Source organism: Cronobacter turicensis (assembly GCF_041222865.1).
Classification (GTDB): domain Bacteria; phylum Pseudomonadota; class Gammaproteobacteria; order Enterobacterales; family Enterobacteriaceae; genus Cronobacter; species Cronobacter turicensis.
Window position 1 is genome coordinate 2,361,433 of the sequence record NZ_CP165997.1, and the last position, 14,193, is coordinate 2,375,625.

Below are 14,193 nucleotides of genomic sequence, written 5' to 3' on the forward strand. Positions count from 1 at the left end.
AATGTAGCGTAATTTGCCTTTCTCCGACACGAAGTAGCGAAAAGGGCACCCAGGCAGACGAATTGATCGGTTTACTGGTTTTTTATGTCGCCGTACACCGCTCTGTTAAAAAATTATCCGCCAAAACCAACCAGAAACACGCTTTCATTTTGAAAGATAAACCAAAAAGCAGTGGATTACGCCGTCCGCCCTTTGTCTAACCGGCTAAGGCTAAACGCCAGGGCAAGCAGCGAGGCGGCGGCGGCAATCCATAACGCAAGACGCACCCCGGCAGCCCCGGCGACGCCGCTGGCCTCAGGCGATCCGAGCGTGAGGATCACGCCCACCAGCGCCGCGCCCAGGCACTGGCCGAACGTGCGCATAATCGCCAGTACGCCGGAGGCATAGCCGCTGTGCTCGCGGGGCGCGCCCGCCAGCATCTCGCGATTATTTGGGCTCTGAAAGCAGCCAAAACCAATGCCGCACAGCAATCCGCGCAGGCTGATATCCCAGGCGGCGGCGTGCGCAGGCAGGAGCGCCAGCGCCACCAGGCCCGCCACAAAAAGCGCCAGACCTGCGGTGGCGATAGCCGAGGGCGCGTAGCGGTCAGCCAGCCGCCCGGCGTGCGGGGCCACCAGAATGATCCCTACCGGCCAGGCGGTAAAAAGCAGCGCGGCGTGCAGCGCGCTAAAGCCGTACACGCTCTGGAACAGAAACGGCAGCGCCACGAAGGTCATCCCCTGGCTCACAAACGACGCCAGCGAGGTCAGCGCCGCGAGCGTAAACCGCGCGTTCGCAAAAAGCTGTGGCGGTAATAGCGGCTCTGGCGCGCGCGGTAACCGCCAGGCCAGCAGCAGGCCCGCACTCAACGCCAGCGCGCTAAAGCCCAGCATCGCGGGAAGCGATAGCGCGTCTGACGCCATCACCGCCGCGCCCAGCATCAGCGCCGAGAGCAGCGCGCCCGGCACGTCAAACGGCCCGCGCGCGGGCTGTCGGTCCCGGGGAAGCGTGCGAAGCGCGAGAAACAGCGCCAGCGCGCCGGGCGCAATATTGACAGCAAACAGCCAGGGCCAGCCGAGCGTGGCGAGCAGCGCGCCGCCCGCTACCGGCGCGATGGCCGTGCTGGTGGCGATAAGCAGCGCGTTCATGCCGAGAATGCGCCCGAGCAGCCGGTTGGGGAAGATGGTGCGCAGAATAGCCGGCGCAATGCTGAGCGTCGCCGCGCCGCCCACGCCCTGCAACAGGCGCATCGCGACCAGCCACGGGAGCGACGGTGCGAGCGCGCAGCCGAGTGAGGCGAGCGTAAACAGCCCGACGCCTGCGGCAAACAGCGTGCGAAAGCCGAGCCGCCCGGCGAGGGCGGCGAAAATCGCCAGCGTCATGGCCGCCGAGAGCAGATAACCGTTCGCCACCCAGACGGTCTGCGCCGCCGTGGCGTGCAGCGCCCGCGCCATCTCCGGCAGCGCGATATTGACCATCGCGCCGTCGAACACGGCCATCGTGGTGCTGGTCATCACCGCTATCATCGCCAGCGCGCGCTCGCGCCCCGGCAGCCCTTCATCGCCGGGCAGATCAGTAAATAACGTCATGGTCACTCCCAAATGTGTGCTTGCATCCACTCTACTTTCCGGCGATACATAGCGGAAGACGCAACGATTGCACTGTAAACCTGCATGAAACGCCATCTGTGACAACGAGGCGCGGAGCCTGACGATGAATGACCCGGATTTAAACCTGCTGTTCGCGCTTGATGTGCTGCTCGCTGAGAAAAGCGTGGCCGCGGCGGCGCGCCGTCTTAACCTGAGCGCGTCGGCGATGAGCCGCACCCTGAGCCGCCTGCGCGACGCCACCGGCGATCCGCTGCTGGTGCGCGCCGGTCGGCAGATGGTGCTCACACCCTATGCCGAATCCCTTCGCGAACGCACGCAGGGCGCGGTGTTCGCCGCCCGTGCCGTGCTGCGCCCCGCGCCGCAGGCGTTTGATATCATCAGCCACCAGCAGACCTTTACCCTGCGCGCCAACGACGGCTTTGTGGAGGCGTTCGGCCCGGCGCTTATCGCCGCGGCCGCCCGGCGCGCGCCCGGCGTGCGCCTGCGCTTTGCGCCAAAGCCAGTGAAAAGCGACCGGCCGTTGCGTGAAGGCGAGGCAGATCTGGAAATCGGCGTGCCGGGCGAAATGGGGCCTGAAATCAAACAGCAACGGCTGTTCCGCGATCGCTTTGTCGGCGTGGTGAGAAGCGGCCATCCGCTCGCGGGCCGCGACGTGACGCTTGAGGATTACACCGCGTGGAGCCATGTGGCGGCATCGCGGCGCGGCGTGTTTACCGGGCCGGTCGATGACGCGCTCGCACAACACGGGGTATCGCGAAATATCGCCGCCGTAGTGCCAGGGTTCCCGGCGGCGCTGGCCGTCGCGCGCGGCACCGATCTGGTGGCGCTGGTGCCCGCCTCGTTTCTGATTAATCTGCCGGGCATCGCCGGGCTTACGTGGTTTGAACTGCCGCTCGCCACCCGCCCGATTACCGTATCGCAGATGTGGCACCCGCGTCTGGATGCCGATCCAGCGCACCGCTGGCTGCGCCAGTTTGTGCTGGCCGAATGCCGCGCGCGAATGCCGGAAGGCTGAACGCCGGGCAAAAAAAATCCCCCTTGCGGGGGATTCGTTATGTCACGCTGATTACCCCTGCGCAGACTCCCGCAGCCGGGTCTTCAGGGCGGTGTACTCGTCAATCACATACTGCTCGGCGGCGCGCTGATCGGCTATCGGCTCGACACGCACGGCGCAGTACTTGTACTCCGGCGTTTTCGTGATCGGGCTTAAGTTCTCCGCCACCAGCTCGTTACAGGCGCCGATCCACCACTGGTACGTCATATAGACCGCCCCTTTGTTCGGCCTGTCGCTCACCTGCGCGCGGGTAATGACTTTGCCTTTGCGCGATACCACCCACACCAGCGCCTCGTCTTCAATGCCGAGGCGTTTTGCGTCAGCACTGTTGATTTGCGCGTAACCCGGCTCATCCGCAAGCGCCGCCAGCGCGGCGCAGTTGCCGGTCATTGAGCGGCAGGAGTAGTGCCCCACTTCGCGCACCGTGGAGAGCACCAGCGGATACTCCTCGTTCACCCGGTCAAGCGGCGGCGCCCAGTCGCAGGTGAAGAACTGCCCGAGCCCGTTCGGCGTGGAGAATTCCTTCTCAAACAGGTAATCGGTGCCCTGATCGGCCTCGGATTCATCACGACACGGCCACTGAATGTAGCCGAGCTCACCCATTTTCTCGTAGGTGGCGCCATAAAAATCGGGGCACAGCGCGCGCAGCTCATCCCAGATCTGTTTGGTGTTGTCGTAATGCATCGGATAGCCCATCCGGGTGGCGATTTCGCTGATGATCTGCCAGTCGGTTTTAAGATCCCACTTCGGCTCCACCGCTTTAAAGAAGCGCTGGAAGCCGCGGTCCGCCGCCGTGTAGACCCCTTCATGTTCGCCCCAGGAGGTGGAAGGCAAAATCACGTCCGCCGCCGAGGCGGTTTTGGTCATGAAGATGTCCTGCACAATCACCAGCTCCAGAGACGCAAACGCCTGGCGCACCGCGGACAGCTCGGCATCGGTCTGCAGCGGATCTTCGCCCATGATGTAGGCGGCGCGCACTTCGCCATGCGCCACGCGGTGCGGCAACTCGCTGATGCGATAGCCGGTATGCGCGGGCAGCGATGCCACACCCCACGCTTTGGCGAACTTCTCGCGGTGCTCAGGGAATTTCACGTACTGGTAGCCCGGATAGGTATCCGGCAGCGCGCCCATGTCGCACGCGCCCTGCACGTTATTCTGCCCGCGCACCGGGTTAACGCCCGCGCTCGGCTTGCCAAGATTGCCGGTCAGCAGCGCGAGGCTGGTGAGTGAACGCACGGTCTCGACGCCCTGATAAAACTGCGTTACGCCCATGCCCCAGAGGATCGCCGCGCTTTCCGCGCGAGCGTACATCCGCGCCGCTTCGCGGATCTCACTGGCGCTGACGCCGGTGATGGCTTCCACCGACTCCGGCGTATAGCCCTCGACGATTTTGCAATACTCGTCAAACCCTTCGGTACGCGCCGACACAAAGGCGTGGTCCCAGAGATCCTCTTTGATAATGACGTGACCCATTGCATTCAGCAGCGCGATGTTGGAGCCGTTTTTTAGCGCCAGATGCATATCCGCAATTCGCGCGGTTTCAATTTTCCGCGGGTCGCAGACGATAATTTTCGCCCCGTTTTTCTTCGCTTTGATCACGCGATTGGCGACGATCGGGTGCGAATCCGCCGGGTTGTACCCAAATACAAAGACTAAATCGGTATTTTCAATGCCAGTGATGGAGTTGCTCATGGCGCCGTTACCGACCGACTGGTGCAGACCTGCAACCGAGGGGCCGTGTCAGACGCGCGCGCAGCAATCGACGTTATTCGTGCCGATCGCCGCGCGGGCAAATTTTTGCATCACATAGTTGGTTTCATTGCCGGTGCCGCGCGAGGAACCGGTGGTCATGATAGCGTCCGGGCCATACTTCGCTTTAATGTCGCCAAGGCGTTGCGCCACATAATCCAGCGCCTCTTCCCAGGAGACAGATTCCAGCCGGCCGCCGCGCTCACGGCGGATCATCGGCGTTTTCAGGCGCGGGGTGAGGATCTGGGTATCATTGATAAAATCCCAGCCGTAATAGCCCTTCAGGCATAAATCGCCCTGATTGGTTTTCCCCATTGCCGCTTCCGCCTTAACGACCTTGCCGTTATCGACGATCAGGTTGATTTTGCAACCCGACGCGCAATAGGGGCAAACCGTAACGACTTTTTTCATCGGTCATGCTCCAGAGTTAACTGCGTAAATAGTGGAGCGGATAATGCAGAAAGCGTGCCAGCTCCCGGAAGGCGGGCTGCGCGCGGGTTGCGGAAGTAAAAGGTCTGTCGAGGACGCGCCTGTCGTCAAAAATGACGTGACGACAGGCGCGTGACGGCTCAGCGCGCTGGCAGCGCGTCGTAGCCTTTAAGGCGGTAATTTAAAAGGGATAACGCCCAGCAGGCGATAAACAGGCCGACCACGATAAACCCGGCGTTGCCGAGATTGTCATTCACGCCAGCCACCAGATCCCAGACGCCGCCGGAAAGTCCGAATTTATCCATCAGCAACCCCAGCGCCTCCAGCCCGCCGATAAACAGCGCCACCACCACCGACGTGCCGGTAATGGTCATGTTGTAATAGAGTTTGCGCTGCGGCTTGCTGAAGGCCCAGCCATACGCGCCCACCATTACCAGGTTATCCAGCGTATCGATAAGCGCCATCCCGCTGGTAAAGAGCGCCGGGAAAACCAGAATCGACCAGACCGACATCCCGTGGGACGCGCCCGCCGCTGAAATCCCCAGTACGCCAATCTCGGTCGCGGTGTCAAAACCGAGCCCGAAGAGAAAACCGACCAGATACATATGCCAGCTTTTGCTCACCAGCCGGAAAGTGGCGCGAAACAGCCAGCTCATCGGTCCGCCTGCGGTCACGGTGTCGGCCTTATCATTCAGCGGCTCGCCGCGTTTCAGCCTGCTGAAGCTGTGCCAGATACCGCGCAGGATAACCAGATTCACCAGCGCCATCGCCAGCAGAAACACCGCCGAGACGGTGGTGCCAATCACCCCGCCTACGTCGTGAAACCAGGCCATATCTTCTTTTACCGCCGCGGCGGTCGCGGCAATGGCGACGGACGCCAGCACCACGATGCTGGAGTGGCCGAGTGAAAACCAGGCGCCGACGCCACATGGGCGCTGGCCCTGCTGCATCATTTTGCGCGTAACGTTATCAATGGCGGCGATATGGTCGGCGTCCACCGCGTGGCGCAGGCCGTAGCCCCAGGCCAGCAGGCTCGCGGCCATCAGCGCGGGGGTGTCGTGAAACGCATAAAACGCCCAGAGCCAGGCGGCCAGGTTGGCAAGACCGAGCGCGGCCACCAGGGCCAGCGCGCGGGGCGGGTGATTACGCAATTGAGTCAGCATGACGTCGTTCCTGTAAGTGATGAAAACGCGGCGGCGGCAATCGCCGCCTGGCCGAACGCCACCGCGCCGTCGCCCGCGGGCAACGCTTGCGGCAGCAGCAGCCGGAAATCGTGAAGGTAAAACGCAAGCCGTTCGCGCAGAAGTTGGTTATGCAGCACTCCGCCGCCGCAGGCGATAGTCGTGATGCCGCGCGCGCTGGCATGACGGCGCGCCAGCGCGGCCAGCCCGCAGGCGAGCGCATCGTGAAAGGCCCAGGCGCGGCCACCCTCCGGTGCCTCGAACGCCAGCAGACTGCGCCAGAAGGCGGGCATATCAAACTCACCCCCGTTAAGTGACAACGTCACATCATGCGCAACCGGGCCGTGGCGCATCGCCAGCGCTTCCAGGCGGCAGGCCGCTTCGCCTTCATAACTTTGCGCATCAGGCGCCACGCCAAGCATCGCCGCCACAGCATCAAACAACCGCCCTGTTGATGACGCGAGCGGCGCATTAATGCCGCGCGCCATCGCGCGCGTAAGCGGCGCCCAGGGTTTATCAAGGAGCCCAGCGGCCTGCGGGTGCGTCTGCCACTGCGGCACAAACGCCTGCCAGTGCGCCAGCCAGTTACGCCACGGCTGACGCGCCGCCAGGTCACCGCCCGGCAGCGCCACGGCAGGCAGGCCGCCGAGCCGCTCGCAGCGGGCGTAATCCACCAGCAAACACTCGCCGCCCCACAGCGCGCCGCCCTCGCCCATGCCGATGCCGTCGAGCGCCAGCGCAACCACAGGGCCGCCGTCGCGCGGCCAGCGGTGCTCCGCCAGGCACGCGGCAATGTGCGCATGGTGATGCAGGACACGCATCACCGGCAGCCCCATCGCCTCGCCAAGCGCACTGCTGCGATACCCGGCGTGGGCGTCCACCACCACCTGCTGCGGGTGAAAATCGTAAATGTCGCGAAACAGCGCCAGCGCCGTGCGCCACTGCGCTTCGGTCTGCGCGTCGCTGAGATCGCCCAGATGCTGGCTCAGCACCGCCTCGCCGCCGCGCGCGAGGCAAAAGGTATTTTTAAGATCCGCCCCGAGGCAGAGCGTGGCGGGCAGTTCGGTAACGCCTGGCGGAAGCGGGATGGCATCCGGCACAAAGCCGCGCGCCCGGCGCAGCATCTCGCCGCAGGATCGCATCACCGAATCATCCATCCGTTGCAGGATGTCGCGATTATGCAGCAAAAAGCCGTCGGCAATCTCCCCAAGCTGCGAGAGCGCCTGGGCGTTGGTGAGCGCGGGCGGCTCGCCGCTGCGATTGCCGGAGGTCATCACCAACGGACGCCCGACGCCCTGCATCAGCAGGTGTTGCAGCGGGTTCGCGGGCAGCATCACACCGGTTTCGTTAAGCCCCGGCGCGATGGCCTCGCACAGCGGCGGCAGGTGCGCGTTATCCACCAGCACAATCGGGGCGGCGGGCGTGGTCAGTTGCGCGCGGGCGTCATCCGGCAGCCCGGCGGCGTCCGTCAGCATCACCGCCAGCGGTTTTGCCGGGCGATGTTTGCGCGCGCGCAGGCGCGCCACGGCGTCAGGGTTTTGCGCATCGCAGGCGAGATGAAACCCGCCGATGCCTTTGATGGCGACGATCAGGCCCTCGTTAAGCGCGTCGATGGCGGCCTCAAGCGCCGCCTCTTTGTGTGCCGCGCGCTCGCCGCTCACCCAGCTCAGCTGCGGGCCGCACGTCGGGCAGGCCACGGGCTGCGCGTGAAAGCGCCGGTCGGCCGGATCGCGGTATTGCGCGTCGCACGGCGCGCAGAGCGGAAAGCCCGCCATCGCGGTGTTGGGCCGGTCGTAGGGCATGGCATGAATAATGGTGAAGCGCGGGCCGCAGTGGGTGCAGTTGATAAACGGGTAGCGCCAGCGGGGGTCTGCGGGATCGTTGAGTTCGCGCAGGCATTGCGGGCAGGTGGCGGCGTCCGGGGTAATTTGCGTGCGCATCGCCCCGCCGCCGCTTTCCCGTATCGAAAATTGCTCAGGCCGGTGCGGCCAGCGAAACGGCGCGGCGCTGACGCTGTCGATACGCGCGAGCGGCGGGCAGTGCTGCCAGAGCGCGGCGATAAACGCCCCTTCGCCGCCGGTCAGGCGCACTTCCACCCCTGCGCCGTCATTACAGACGTCGCCGGTGAGCGTGAGCTGCTGCGCCAGTTGCCAGATGAAGGGGCGAAAACCGACCCCCTGCACCCGGCCCTGAATGCGTAAAATCGTACCGTTAAGGTTCATCGTCTCGTCGAAAACGCGCGGGCGCAAGGCCCGCGCGGGCTGAGCTATACCGCGGCGGCGTCGCGCAGGCGCGCCTTCATGCTGGTATAGGTGGTCTGGACATAGGCTTCGGCATCGCGCTGATCGGCGATAGCCTCGACATTCACCGCGCAATATTTGGTTTCCGGCGTTTTGGAAACCGGGTCGAGATTGTCCTGGGTGAGCTCGTTGCACGCGCCGATCCACCACTGGTAGGTCATGTAGACCGCGCCGGGGTTGATGCGCTCGCTGACATCGGCACGGCTGATAACCCGCCCGCGACGCGAGGTAACCCACACCAGCTGACCGTCACGCACGCCGAGGCGATCCGCATCCTGCGGGTGCATCTGCACGCGGCCCGGCTCGTCGGCGAGCGTTTGCAGCGCCGCGCAGTTGCCGGTCATTGAACGGCAGGAGTAGTGCCCTACTTCACGCACGGTACAGAGCACCAGCGGGTAGTCGGCATCCGGCTGCTCCGCCGGCGCGCGCCACGGGGCGGCGAAAAGCTGGCCTTTGCCTGTCGGCGTATCGAAGTGATTCCCGGCGTAGAGGTACGGCGTGCCGGGGTGATCCAGCGTCGGGCATGGCCACTGCACATGTCCCATATCGCCCATTTTCTGGTACGTCACGCCGTAAAAGAGCGGGCAGAGTTCGCGCATTTCGTCCCAGATCTGCTGGTTGTTGTCGTAATGCATCGGGTAGCCCATCGCGGTGGCGATAAGGCTGATGATTTCCCAGTCGCGTTTGACGTTGTATTTCGGCGAAACGGCCGCCTCAAAGCGCTGGAAACCGCGGTCGGCGCAGGTAAAGACGCCGCCATGTTCGCCCCAGGAGGTGGCCGGTAGCAGAACGTCCGCCACTTCGGCGGTTTTGGTCATAAAGATGTCCTGCACCACCACGAAATCGAGCGCGTCGAAGCCCTGACGAACCAGACCGAGATCGGCTTCGGTCTGGAGCGGATCTTCGCCCATGATGTAGTAGGCTTTGACTTTGCCTTCGAGCGCCAGGTGCGGCACCTCGGTGATGCGCACGCCGATTTTATCGTCCATCACCGCCGGGTCGATCCCCCAGGCGCGCGCGAATTTTTCGCGCACCGCCGCGTCTTCGACATCCTGATAGCCCGGGAACTGGTTTGGCAGCACGCCCATGTCGCACGCGCCCTGCACATTATTCTGGCCGCGCACCGGGCCGACGCCGACATGCTCGCGCCCCAGATTGCCGGTGAGTAGCGCCAGGCTTGAGAGCCCTTTCACGACATCCACCGCCTGACCGAACTGCGTGACGCCCATGCCCCACATAATGGTGGCGGACGGCGCGGCGGCGAACGTGCGCATCGCCTGGCGGATCTGCTGCGCGCTGACGCCGGTGAGATGCTCGACCGCTTCCGGCGCGTAATCTTTTACCGTTTCGCGGTATGCGTCCAGCCCTTCGGTGTAACGCGCCACATACTCTTTGTCGTACAGCGCTTCTTCGAGCAGCACATAGCCAAAGGCATTCACCAGCGCCATGTTGCAGCCGTTATTGATTTGCAGATGTTGATCGGCGATGCGCGCGGTTTCGATTTTGCGCGGATCGCACACAATCACCTTCGCGCCGTTTTCTTTGGCTTTCAGCACGCGACGCGCGACGATCGGGTGCGAATCGGCGCAGTTATAGCCAAACACCAGCAAGCATTTGGAGTTTTCAATATCGCCGATGGAGTTGCTCATCGCGCCGTTGCCCAGCGTCTGCTGAAGCCCCGCCACGGACGGGCCGTGACAGACGCGCGCGCAGCAGTCAACGTTATTGGTGTTGAGCACCGCGCGGGCGAACTTCTGCATCACGTAGTTGGTTTCGTTGCCGGTGCCGCGCGAGGAGCCGGTGGTCATGATAGCGCGCGGGCCGTACTGCTCTTTAATCGCTGACAGACGCTCTGCGGTATAGCGTATCGCCTCTTCCCAGGAGACCGCCTGAAGCGCGCCGCCTTTCTGGTAGCGGATCATGGGCTGGGTGAGGCGCGGCGTCAGAAGCTGGGTATCATTAAGGAAATCCCAGCCGTAATAGCCTTTCAGGCAGAGCTGGTTCTGGTTGGTGACGCCTTCGGCGGCCTCGGCGCGAATGATTTTGTTGTTATCCACGACGAGCTTAAGTTTGCAACCCGCACCACAGTACGGACAGACGCTGGTGATTTTTTTCATCAGTAACAGACCTGTTAAAAGTGAAATCGGCGGCTTAAAAAGCCAGTGATGAGAGGCCATCGAGCGCGGCGCGGCGGCGGCGTTCGGCGCTGAGCGCTTCCAGGCGGTTACGATCGATACAGACGATGGCGTTAGTCGGGCACGCCTCGATGCAAGCCGGGCCTTCGGCGCGGTGATGGCAGAGATCGCATTTGTTGGCTTCGGCTTTCTCGGCCAGCACGTTGAGGCCCGCGCCGCTGTTGCGTACAACCGGGCGCACCACGACTTCCATCGCGCCGTAAGGGCATGCCACGACGCAGGTTTTGCAGCCGATGCAGCGTTGCTGGTGGACGTGGACAAAATCGCCGTCGCGGCTGATAGCGCCGTTCGGGCAGACGCTGGCGCACGGCGCGTCTTCACACTGGCGGCACATGGTGGCGGTAGAGACATTCACGCCCTTGACGACATGAATGCGCGGCAGAAAGGTTTGCGGGGTAAGCGCGGCGCAGTCCTGGTTTTCCTGGTGCGACACCACGCACGCCACCTCGCAGGTGCGGCATCCTATACATTTACTTGAATCAGCAATGATGAAGCGGTTCATCATGATCTCCGGCTGTGGGTTGAACCCACTCGTTAATACACGATCCATGCCAGATTTTAATTAACTGATTTTAAATGGTTTTATTTTTGAGGGGTGTTTGACCGGAGGTGTCATCGACATTTATGACGATGAAAGTGACGGGTTTCAGGCAACAAAAAAGCGGGTCTGATTACCCGCTTCGTCGGTTGTACGTTTTTACTGCGTTACGCGCACAGTTCCGTTTCACCGTGGGCGACGCTGAGAGTCAGTTGCAGCCCATGTTTACGGTAGTGATTGTAACGTTCGCGGAACCAAGCGGACTGCGCCTCGCTCATGTTGCCGGTCACGGCGTCAATGTCGATACGGCGTCCTGCTACGTTCATACGAGCAAAGCTGCTCGCCAGAAAATCAAAGTTCTTGAACGAATAAATATCTTGTCTGTTCATCAGTTTCTCCCTCCACTGCTTCTACTGTATACGATGCAGAACCGCGCTTTTTTTATTCAGAGGATTCCTGGTGGGCGTCAGGCGGTTTCGGAAGGTTCCTGAAGATGGGAGGCGTTGATTTTTAAGGGTTGAAGTGATGAATGTGCGAGACGCGTTCGATGAAATTAAAGGTGGGTGCGCTTCGCTATCCTTCTTGAAAGAAAAGCAACGCTAATGTGAATGGTTTTGCTCCGGCTAAAAAAAAATCGTCCCAACGGGGCGATTTTCCGCCGGGAGCCGGGATTGCAAAGGGGGCGGCGGCGAGCCCCCTTTGCACGTTCGCGTGAGGAAAGCGCCCATATAAAGGCGGCATTATGGCGAACGGAACGTATTCACCGACCTGGTATATTTCCCTTTCCCCGGTATTTATCCAAAACGCAAATGGTGGGTGCGCGATGCTTACCCACCCTACAATCCTGGGATAACACTTGACGTAGGGCGGGTAAGCGCAGCGCACCCGCCATCCCGACGAGGGCTATACGCTCTCCTCGACCGCGAGCGCTGCAAACCCGCCGTGGCCGGTCCACTGCGCCAGACGGTCATACACGGTGTCGACCGCGCGTTTCACCGGGTCGGTCATCGGATAATAAAACCCCACGATATCGGGCTGGATGCCGAGAAAAATCACCTCGCCCACGTCCTCGCGCAGCTGATCCACCAGATAATTTAGCGGCATATTGTGGGTCGTCATCATAAACATCTCGGAGATATCCTCCGGGTCAATAATGCGGATCTCGCCAGGGTCAAGCCCCATCTCGGTGGCATCCACCAGCAACAGCCGCGCCGGGCGCAGTTCGCGAATAGCGCCGATATCATTCTCCGGCGCGCTGCCGCCGTCTACCAGCACCCACTCGCCCTGCGGCGCGGCGCGGAATTTCTCGGCGAGCAGCGGACCTGCGCCGTCGTCGCCCATCATGCTGTTTCCGACACACAATAAAACGTCAGTCACGATCCCTCCTCACCATCACATAAACCGCCGGTTCACGCTGGATGGCCTGCAACAGCCCGAGCAGCTCACGGCTCCACGCCTGCTGCTGCGCATTCTGGCGCGACAGCGCCTCGTCAAACGCGCGCGCCAGCAGCGAGACATGATTCTGGTCGATAACGATTTCCCCGTAGCGCGGCACGCCCTGCATTTTGCGCTGCGCCTCGCCGGGCGCGAGGGTGGCGATCCACGCCTCGTATTCCTGAAACGGGCAGACCAGCGACGCTTTCAGGCAGTCGATCACACCCAGATGATGGCCTATCGCCAGGCTGTAGTAGATAACCTGCTGCGCCTGCGGCGGGGTGTCGTCGTTTTCATCGACGAACTTGCGCGAGAGGCGGCTGAACACCACGGTTTCGCTCATCCGATACGCTCCTGCGCCACCACCGCGTCAAGCTGCGCGACGATTTCACTCAGGCGCGGATCGTTCTCCTGCGACAGCCAGCCCGCCACGCTCTGCTCGCCTGCCGTCAGGTGGCGCAGATAGTCATCGGCAATCTGACGCCCGTAGCGATATCCCGCCAGGCGGCGCGCGGCGCGATCGACACGCACGCGCAGCGGCTGCACCATCTCCGGGTGCAGAATGGCGGCGGCCTGGTTGTCCTCTTCGCCAGGCGCGCGGGCGTGGATTTTCTGCTCCAGCAGGCCGAGCGCCATCGCAAAGCCGTAGAGCGTCGCGGCGGGCGTCGGCGGGCAGCCGGGGATATAGACATCCACCGGAACGATTTTGTCGGTGCCGCCCCAGACGCAGTAGAGATCGTGAAAAATGCCGCCGCTGTTGCCGCACGCGCCGTAAGAGATACAGATTTTCGGATCGGGCGCGGATTCCCAGGCGCGCAGCGCGGGCGAGCGCATGGCGCGGGTCACCGCGCCGGTAAACAGCAGAATGTCGGCGTGACGCGGCGACGGTACAACTTTGATGCCGAAGCGCTCGGCGTCAAAGAGCGGCGAGAGCGTGGCGAAAATTTCGATTTCGCAGCCATTGCAGCCGCCGCAGTCGACGCGGTAGACATACGCCGAGCGCTTAATGTTTTTCAGTAGCGAGGTTTTCATGCGCGCGATGGATTCTTCCACCGTCACGGGCACCGGAATGTTGTTGTCATCGCGTGGGCCAAGCAGGTTCATTACACCGCCTCCTTCATTTCGCGGGTCAGGTCGATAAGCTCTGAGGGCGCAAGGCCCTGCTGGCGTTTACAGTCAGGACAGGTTTCAAAGCTCGCGCGATGGCGCTCGGCGCGTTCATCGCCGTTGTGCGCCAGCAGCGCTATCGCGTAATCCACCTCTTTTTGTACCGCGAACGGCTGCTGGCAGACGCGGCAGCGGCAGAGCGCAAAGCTCGCCTGCTGGAGAAAATCCTCTTTACGCCAGACCGCCAGCTCATATTCAGGCGTCAGGCGAATGGCGGCCGTCGGGCAGACCTCTTCGCAGCGGCCGCAAAAGATGCAGCGGCCAAGATTGAACTGCCAGTCGAGGCGGTCGTGTTCAAGGTCGGTTTCAACCGTTAAGGCATTAGACGGGCAGGCGTTGATGCAGGCCGCGCAGCCGATACACTGCTGCGGATTGTGCTGCGGCTTGCCGCGAAAATTTTTATCGACCGGCATCGGTTGCAGCGGATAGGGCTGCGTCGCCACGCCGGTTTTCAGGGCTTTTTTGATAAAGGTAAACATGTTGTCTCCTGTCGCCTGCGCGACGGTTCTACCCGGCGGGTGCGCTGCCGCTGACCCGCCCTCTTAATATGTGAGCGA

The 14,193-nt window shown here is 62.5% G+C and carries 12 protein-coding genes; 1 reads left to right on the top strand and 11 read right to left on the bottom strand.

Translation table 11 applies throughout. The features are described 5' to 3' along the window. Window positions 1-176 precede the first annotated feature (176 nt). Window positions 177-1,568, bottom strand: coding sequence for an MFS transporter (locus AB8W27_RS11275; RefSeq protein ID WP_041924154.1), 1,392 nt, complete (start codon window positions 1,566-1,568; stop codon window positions 177-179). Between the two features lie 124 nt (window positions 1,569-1,692). Between AB8W27_RS11275 and AB8W27_RS11280 the strand changes: the two genes are divergently transcribed. Next, window positions 1,693-2,604, top strand: a complete 912-nt coding sequence (locus AB8W27_RS11280; protein WP_041923489.1) for a LysR family transcriptional regulator — start codon at window positions 1,693-1,695, stop codon at window positions 2,602-2,604. A 51-nt stretch (window positions 2,605-2,655) separates the two neighbouring features. Here the strand turns inward: AB8W27_RS11280 and fdhF (AB8W27_RS11285) are convergent, their stop codons facing one another. The 10 genes from fdhF (AB8W27_RS11285) to AB8W27_RS11330 all read right to left on the bottom strand — a co-directional run bounded on the left by fdhF (AB8W27_RS11285) (window position 2,656) and on the right by AB8W27_RS11330 (window position 14,115). Next, on the bottom strand, window positions 2,656-4,803 hold the full coding sequence (gene fdhF / locus AB8W27_RS11285) for a formate dehydrogenase subunit alpha (protein ID WP_081469645.1): 2,148 nt from the start codon (window positions 4,801-4,803) through the stop codon (window positions 2,656-2,658). A 158-nt stretch (window positions 4,804-4,961) separates the two neighbouring features. Next, window positions 4,962-5,984 carry a HoxN/HupN/NixA family nickel/cobalt transporter gene (locus AB8W27_RS11290; RefSeq protein ID WP_041923488.1) on the bottom strand — a complete coding sequence of 341 codons (1,023 nt, stop codon included), beginning with the start codon at window positions 5,982-5,984 and terminating at the stop codon, window positions 4,962-4,964. Further along, window positions 5,978-8,224, bottom strand: a complete 2,247-nt coding sequence (gene hypF, locus AB8W27_RS11295; protein ID WP_041924153.1) for a carbamoyltransferase HypF — start codon at window positions 8,222-8,224, stop codon at window positions 5,978-5,980. The genes AB8W27_RS11290 and hypF overlap by 7 nt, the downstream gene beginning before the upstream one ends. A 44-nt stretch (window positions 8,225-8,268) precedes the next feature. Beyond that, window positions 8,269-10,419, bottom strand: coding sequence for a formate dehydrogenase subunit alpha (gene fdhF / locus AB8W27_RS11300; protein ID WP_041923487.1), 2,151 nt, complete (start codon window positions 10,417-10,419; stop codon window positions 8,269-8,271). Window positions 10,420-10,453: 34 nt separating this feature from the next. Beyond that, window positions 10,454-10,999, bottom strand: a complete 546-nt coding sequence (gene hydN / locus AB8W27_RS11305; RefSeq protein WP_007696973.1) for an electron transport protein HydN — start codon at window positions 10,997-10,999, stop codon at window positions 10,454-10,456. A 203-nt stretch (window positions 11,000-11,202) separates the two neighbouring features. After that, window positions 11,203-11,424 carry a cell surface composition regulator GlgS gene (gene glgS / locus AB8W27_RS11310; RefSeq protein ID WP_007760620.1) on the bottom strand — a complete coding sequence of 74 codons (222 nt, stop codon included), beginning with the start codon at window positions 11,422-11,424 and terminating at the stop codon, window positions 11,203-11,205. A gap of 514 nt (window positions 11,425-11,938) precedes the next feature. Continuing rightward, window positions 11,939-12,412 carry a hydrogenase maturation peptidase HycI gene (gene hycI, locus AB8W27_RS11315; RefSeq protein WP_071820291.1) on the bottom strand — a complete coding sequence of 158 codons (474 nt, stop codon included), beginning with the start codon at window positions 12,410-12,412 and terminating at the stop codon, window positions 11,939-11,941. Next, a complete protein-coding gene (locus AB8W27_RS11320) occupies window positions 12,405-12,812 on the bottom strand; it encodes a formate hydrogenlyase maturation HycH family protein (RefSeq protein WP_015741044.1) in 408 nt (135 codons plus the stop codon). The genes hycI and AB8W27_RS11320 overlap by 8 nt, the downstream gene beginning before the upstream one ends. Next, window positions 12,809-13,573 (bottom strand): NADH-quinone oxidoreductase subunit B family protein, encoded by a 765-nt coding sequence (locus tag AB8W27_RS11325; protein WP_007760611.1) that lies wholly within the window; start codon window positions 13,571-13,573, stop codon window positions 12,809-12,811. Before AB8W27_RS11325 ends, AB8W27_RS11320 begins: the two co-directional genes overlap by 4 nt. Further along, a complete protein-coding gene (locus AB8W27_RS11330; RefSeq protein WP_015741043.1) occupies window positions 13,573-14,115 on the bottom strand; it encodes a formate hydrogenlyase complex iron-sulfur subunit in 543 nt (180 codons plus the stop codon). Before AB8W27_RS11330 ends, AB8W27_RS11325 begins: the two co-directional genes overlap by 1 nt. Window positions 14,116-14,193: the final 78 nt, after the last annotated feature.

Excerpts from the sequence above, each read along its gene's own strand:
- fdhF (WP_041923487.1), bottom strand. The coding sequence starts at position 10,419 with ATGAAAAAAATCACCAGCGTCTGTCCGTACTGTGGTGCGGGTTGCAAA.
- AB8W27_RS11325 (WP_007760611.1), bottom strand. The coding sequence starts at position 13,573 with ATGAACCTGCTTGGCCCACGCGATGACAACAACATTCCGGTGCCCGTG.
- hydN (WP_007696973.1), bottom strand. The coding sequence starts at position 10,999 with ATGAACCGCTTCATCATTGCTGATTCAAGTAAATGTATAGGATGCCGC.
- AB8W27_RS11320 (WP_015741044.1), bottom strand. The coding sequence starts at position 12,812 with ATGAGCGAAACCGTGGTGTTCAGCCGCCTCTCGCGCAAGTTCGTCGAT.
- AB8W27_RS11330 (WP_015741043.1), bottom strand. The coding sequence starts at position 14,115 with ATGTTTACCTTTATCAAAAAAGCCCTGAAAACCGGCGTGGCGACGCAG.
- glgS (WP_007760620.1), bottom strand. The coding sequence starts at position 11,424 with ATGAACAGACAAGATATTTATTCGTTCAAGAACTTTGATTTTCTGGCG.
- AB8W27_RS11275 (WP_041924154.1), bottom strand. The coding sequence starts at position 1,568 with ATGACGTTATTTACTGATCTGCCCGGCGATGAAGGGCTGCCGGGGCGC.
- AB8W27_RS11280 (WP_041923489.1), top strand. The coding sequence starts at position 1,693 with ATGAATGACCCGGATTTAAACCTGCTGTTCGCGCTTGATGTGCTGCTC.
- AB8W27_RS11290 (WP_041923488.1), bottom strand. The coding sequence starts at position 5,984 with ATGCTGACTCAATTGCGTAATCACCCGCCCCGCGCGCTGGCCCTGGTG.
- hypF (WP_041924153.1), bottom strand. The coding sequence starts at position 8,224 with ATGAACCTTAACGGTACGATTTTACGCATTCAGGGCCGGGTGCAGGGG.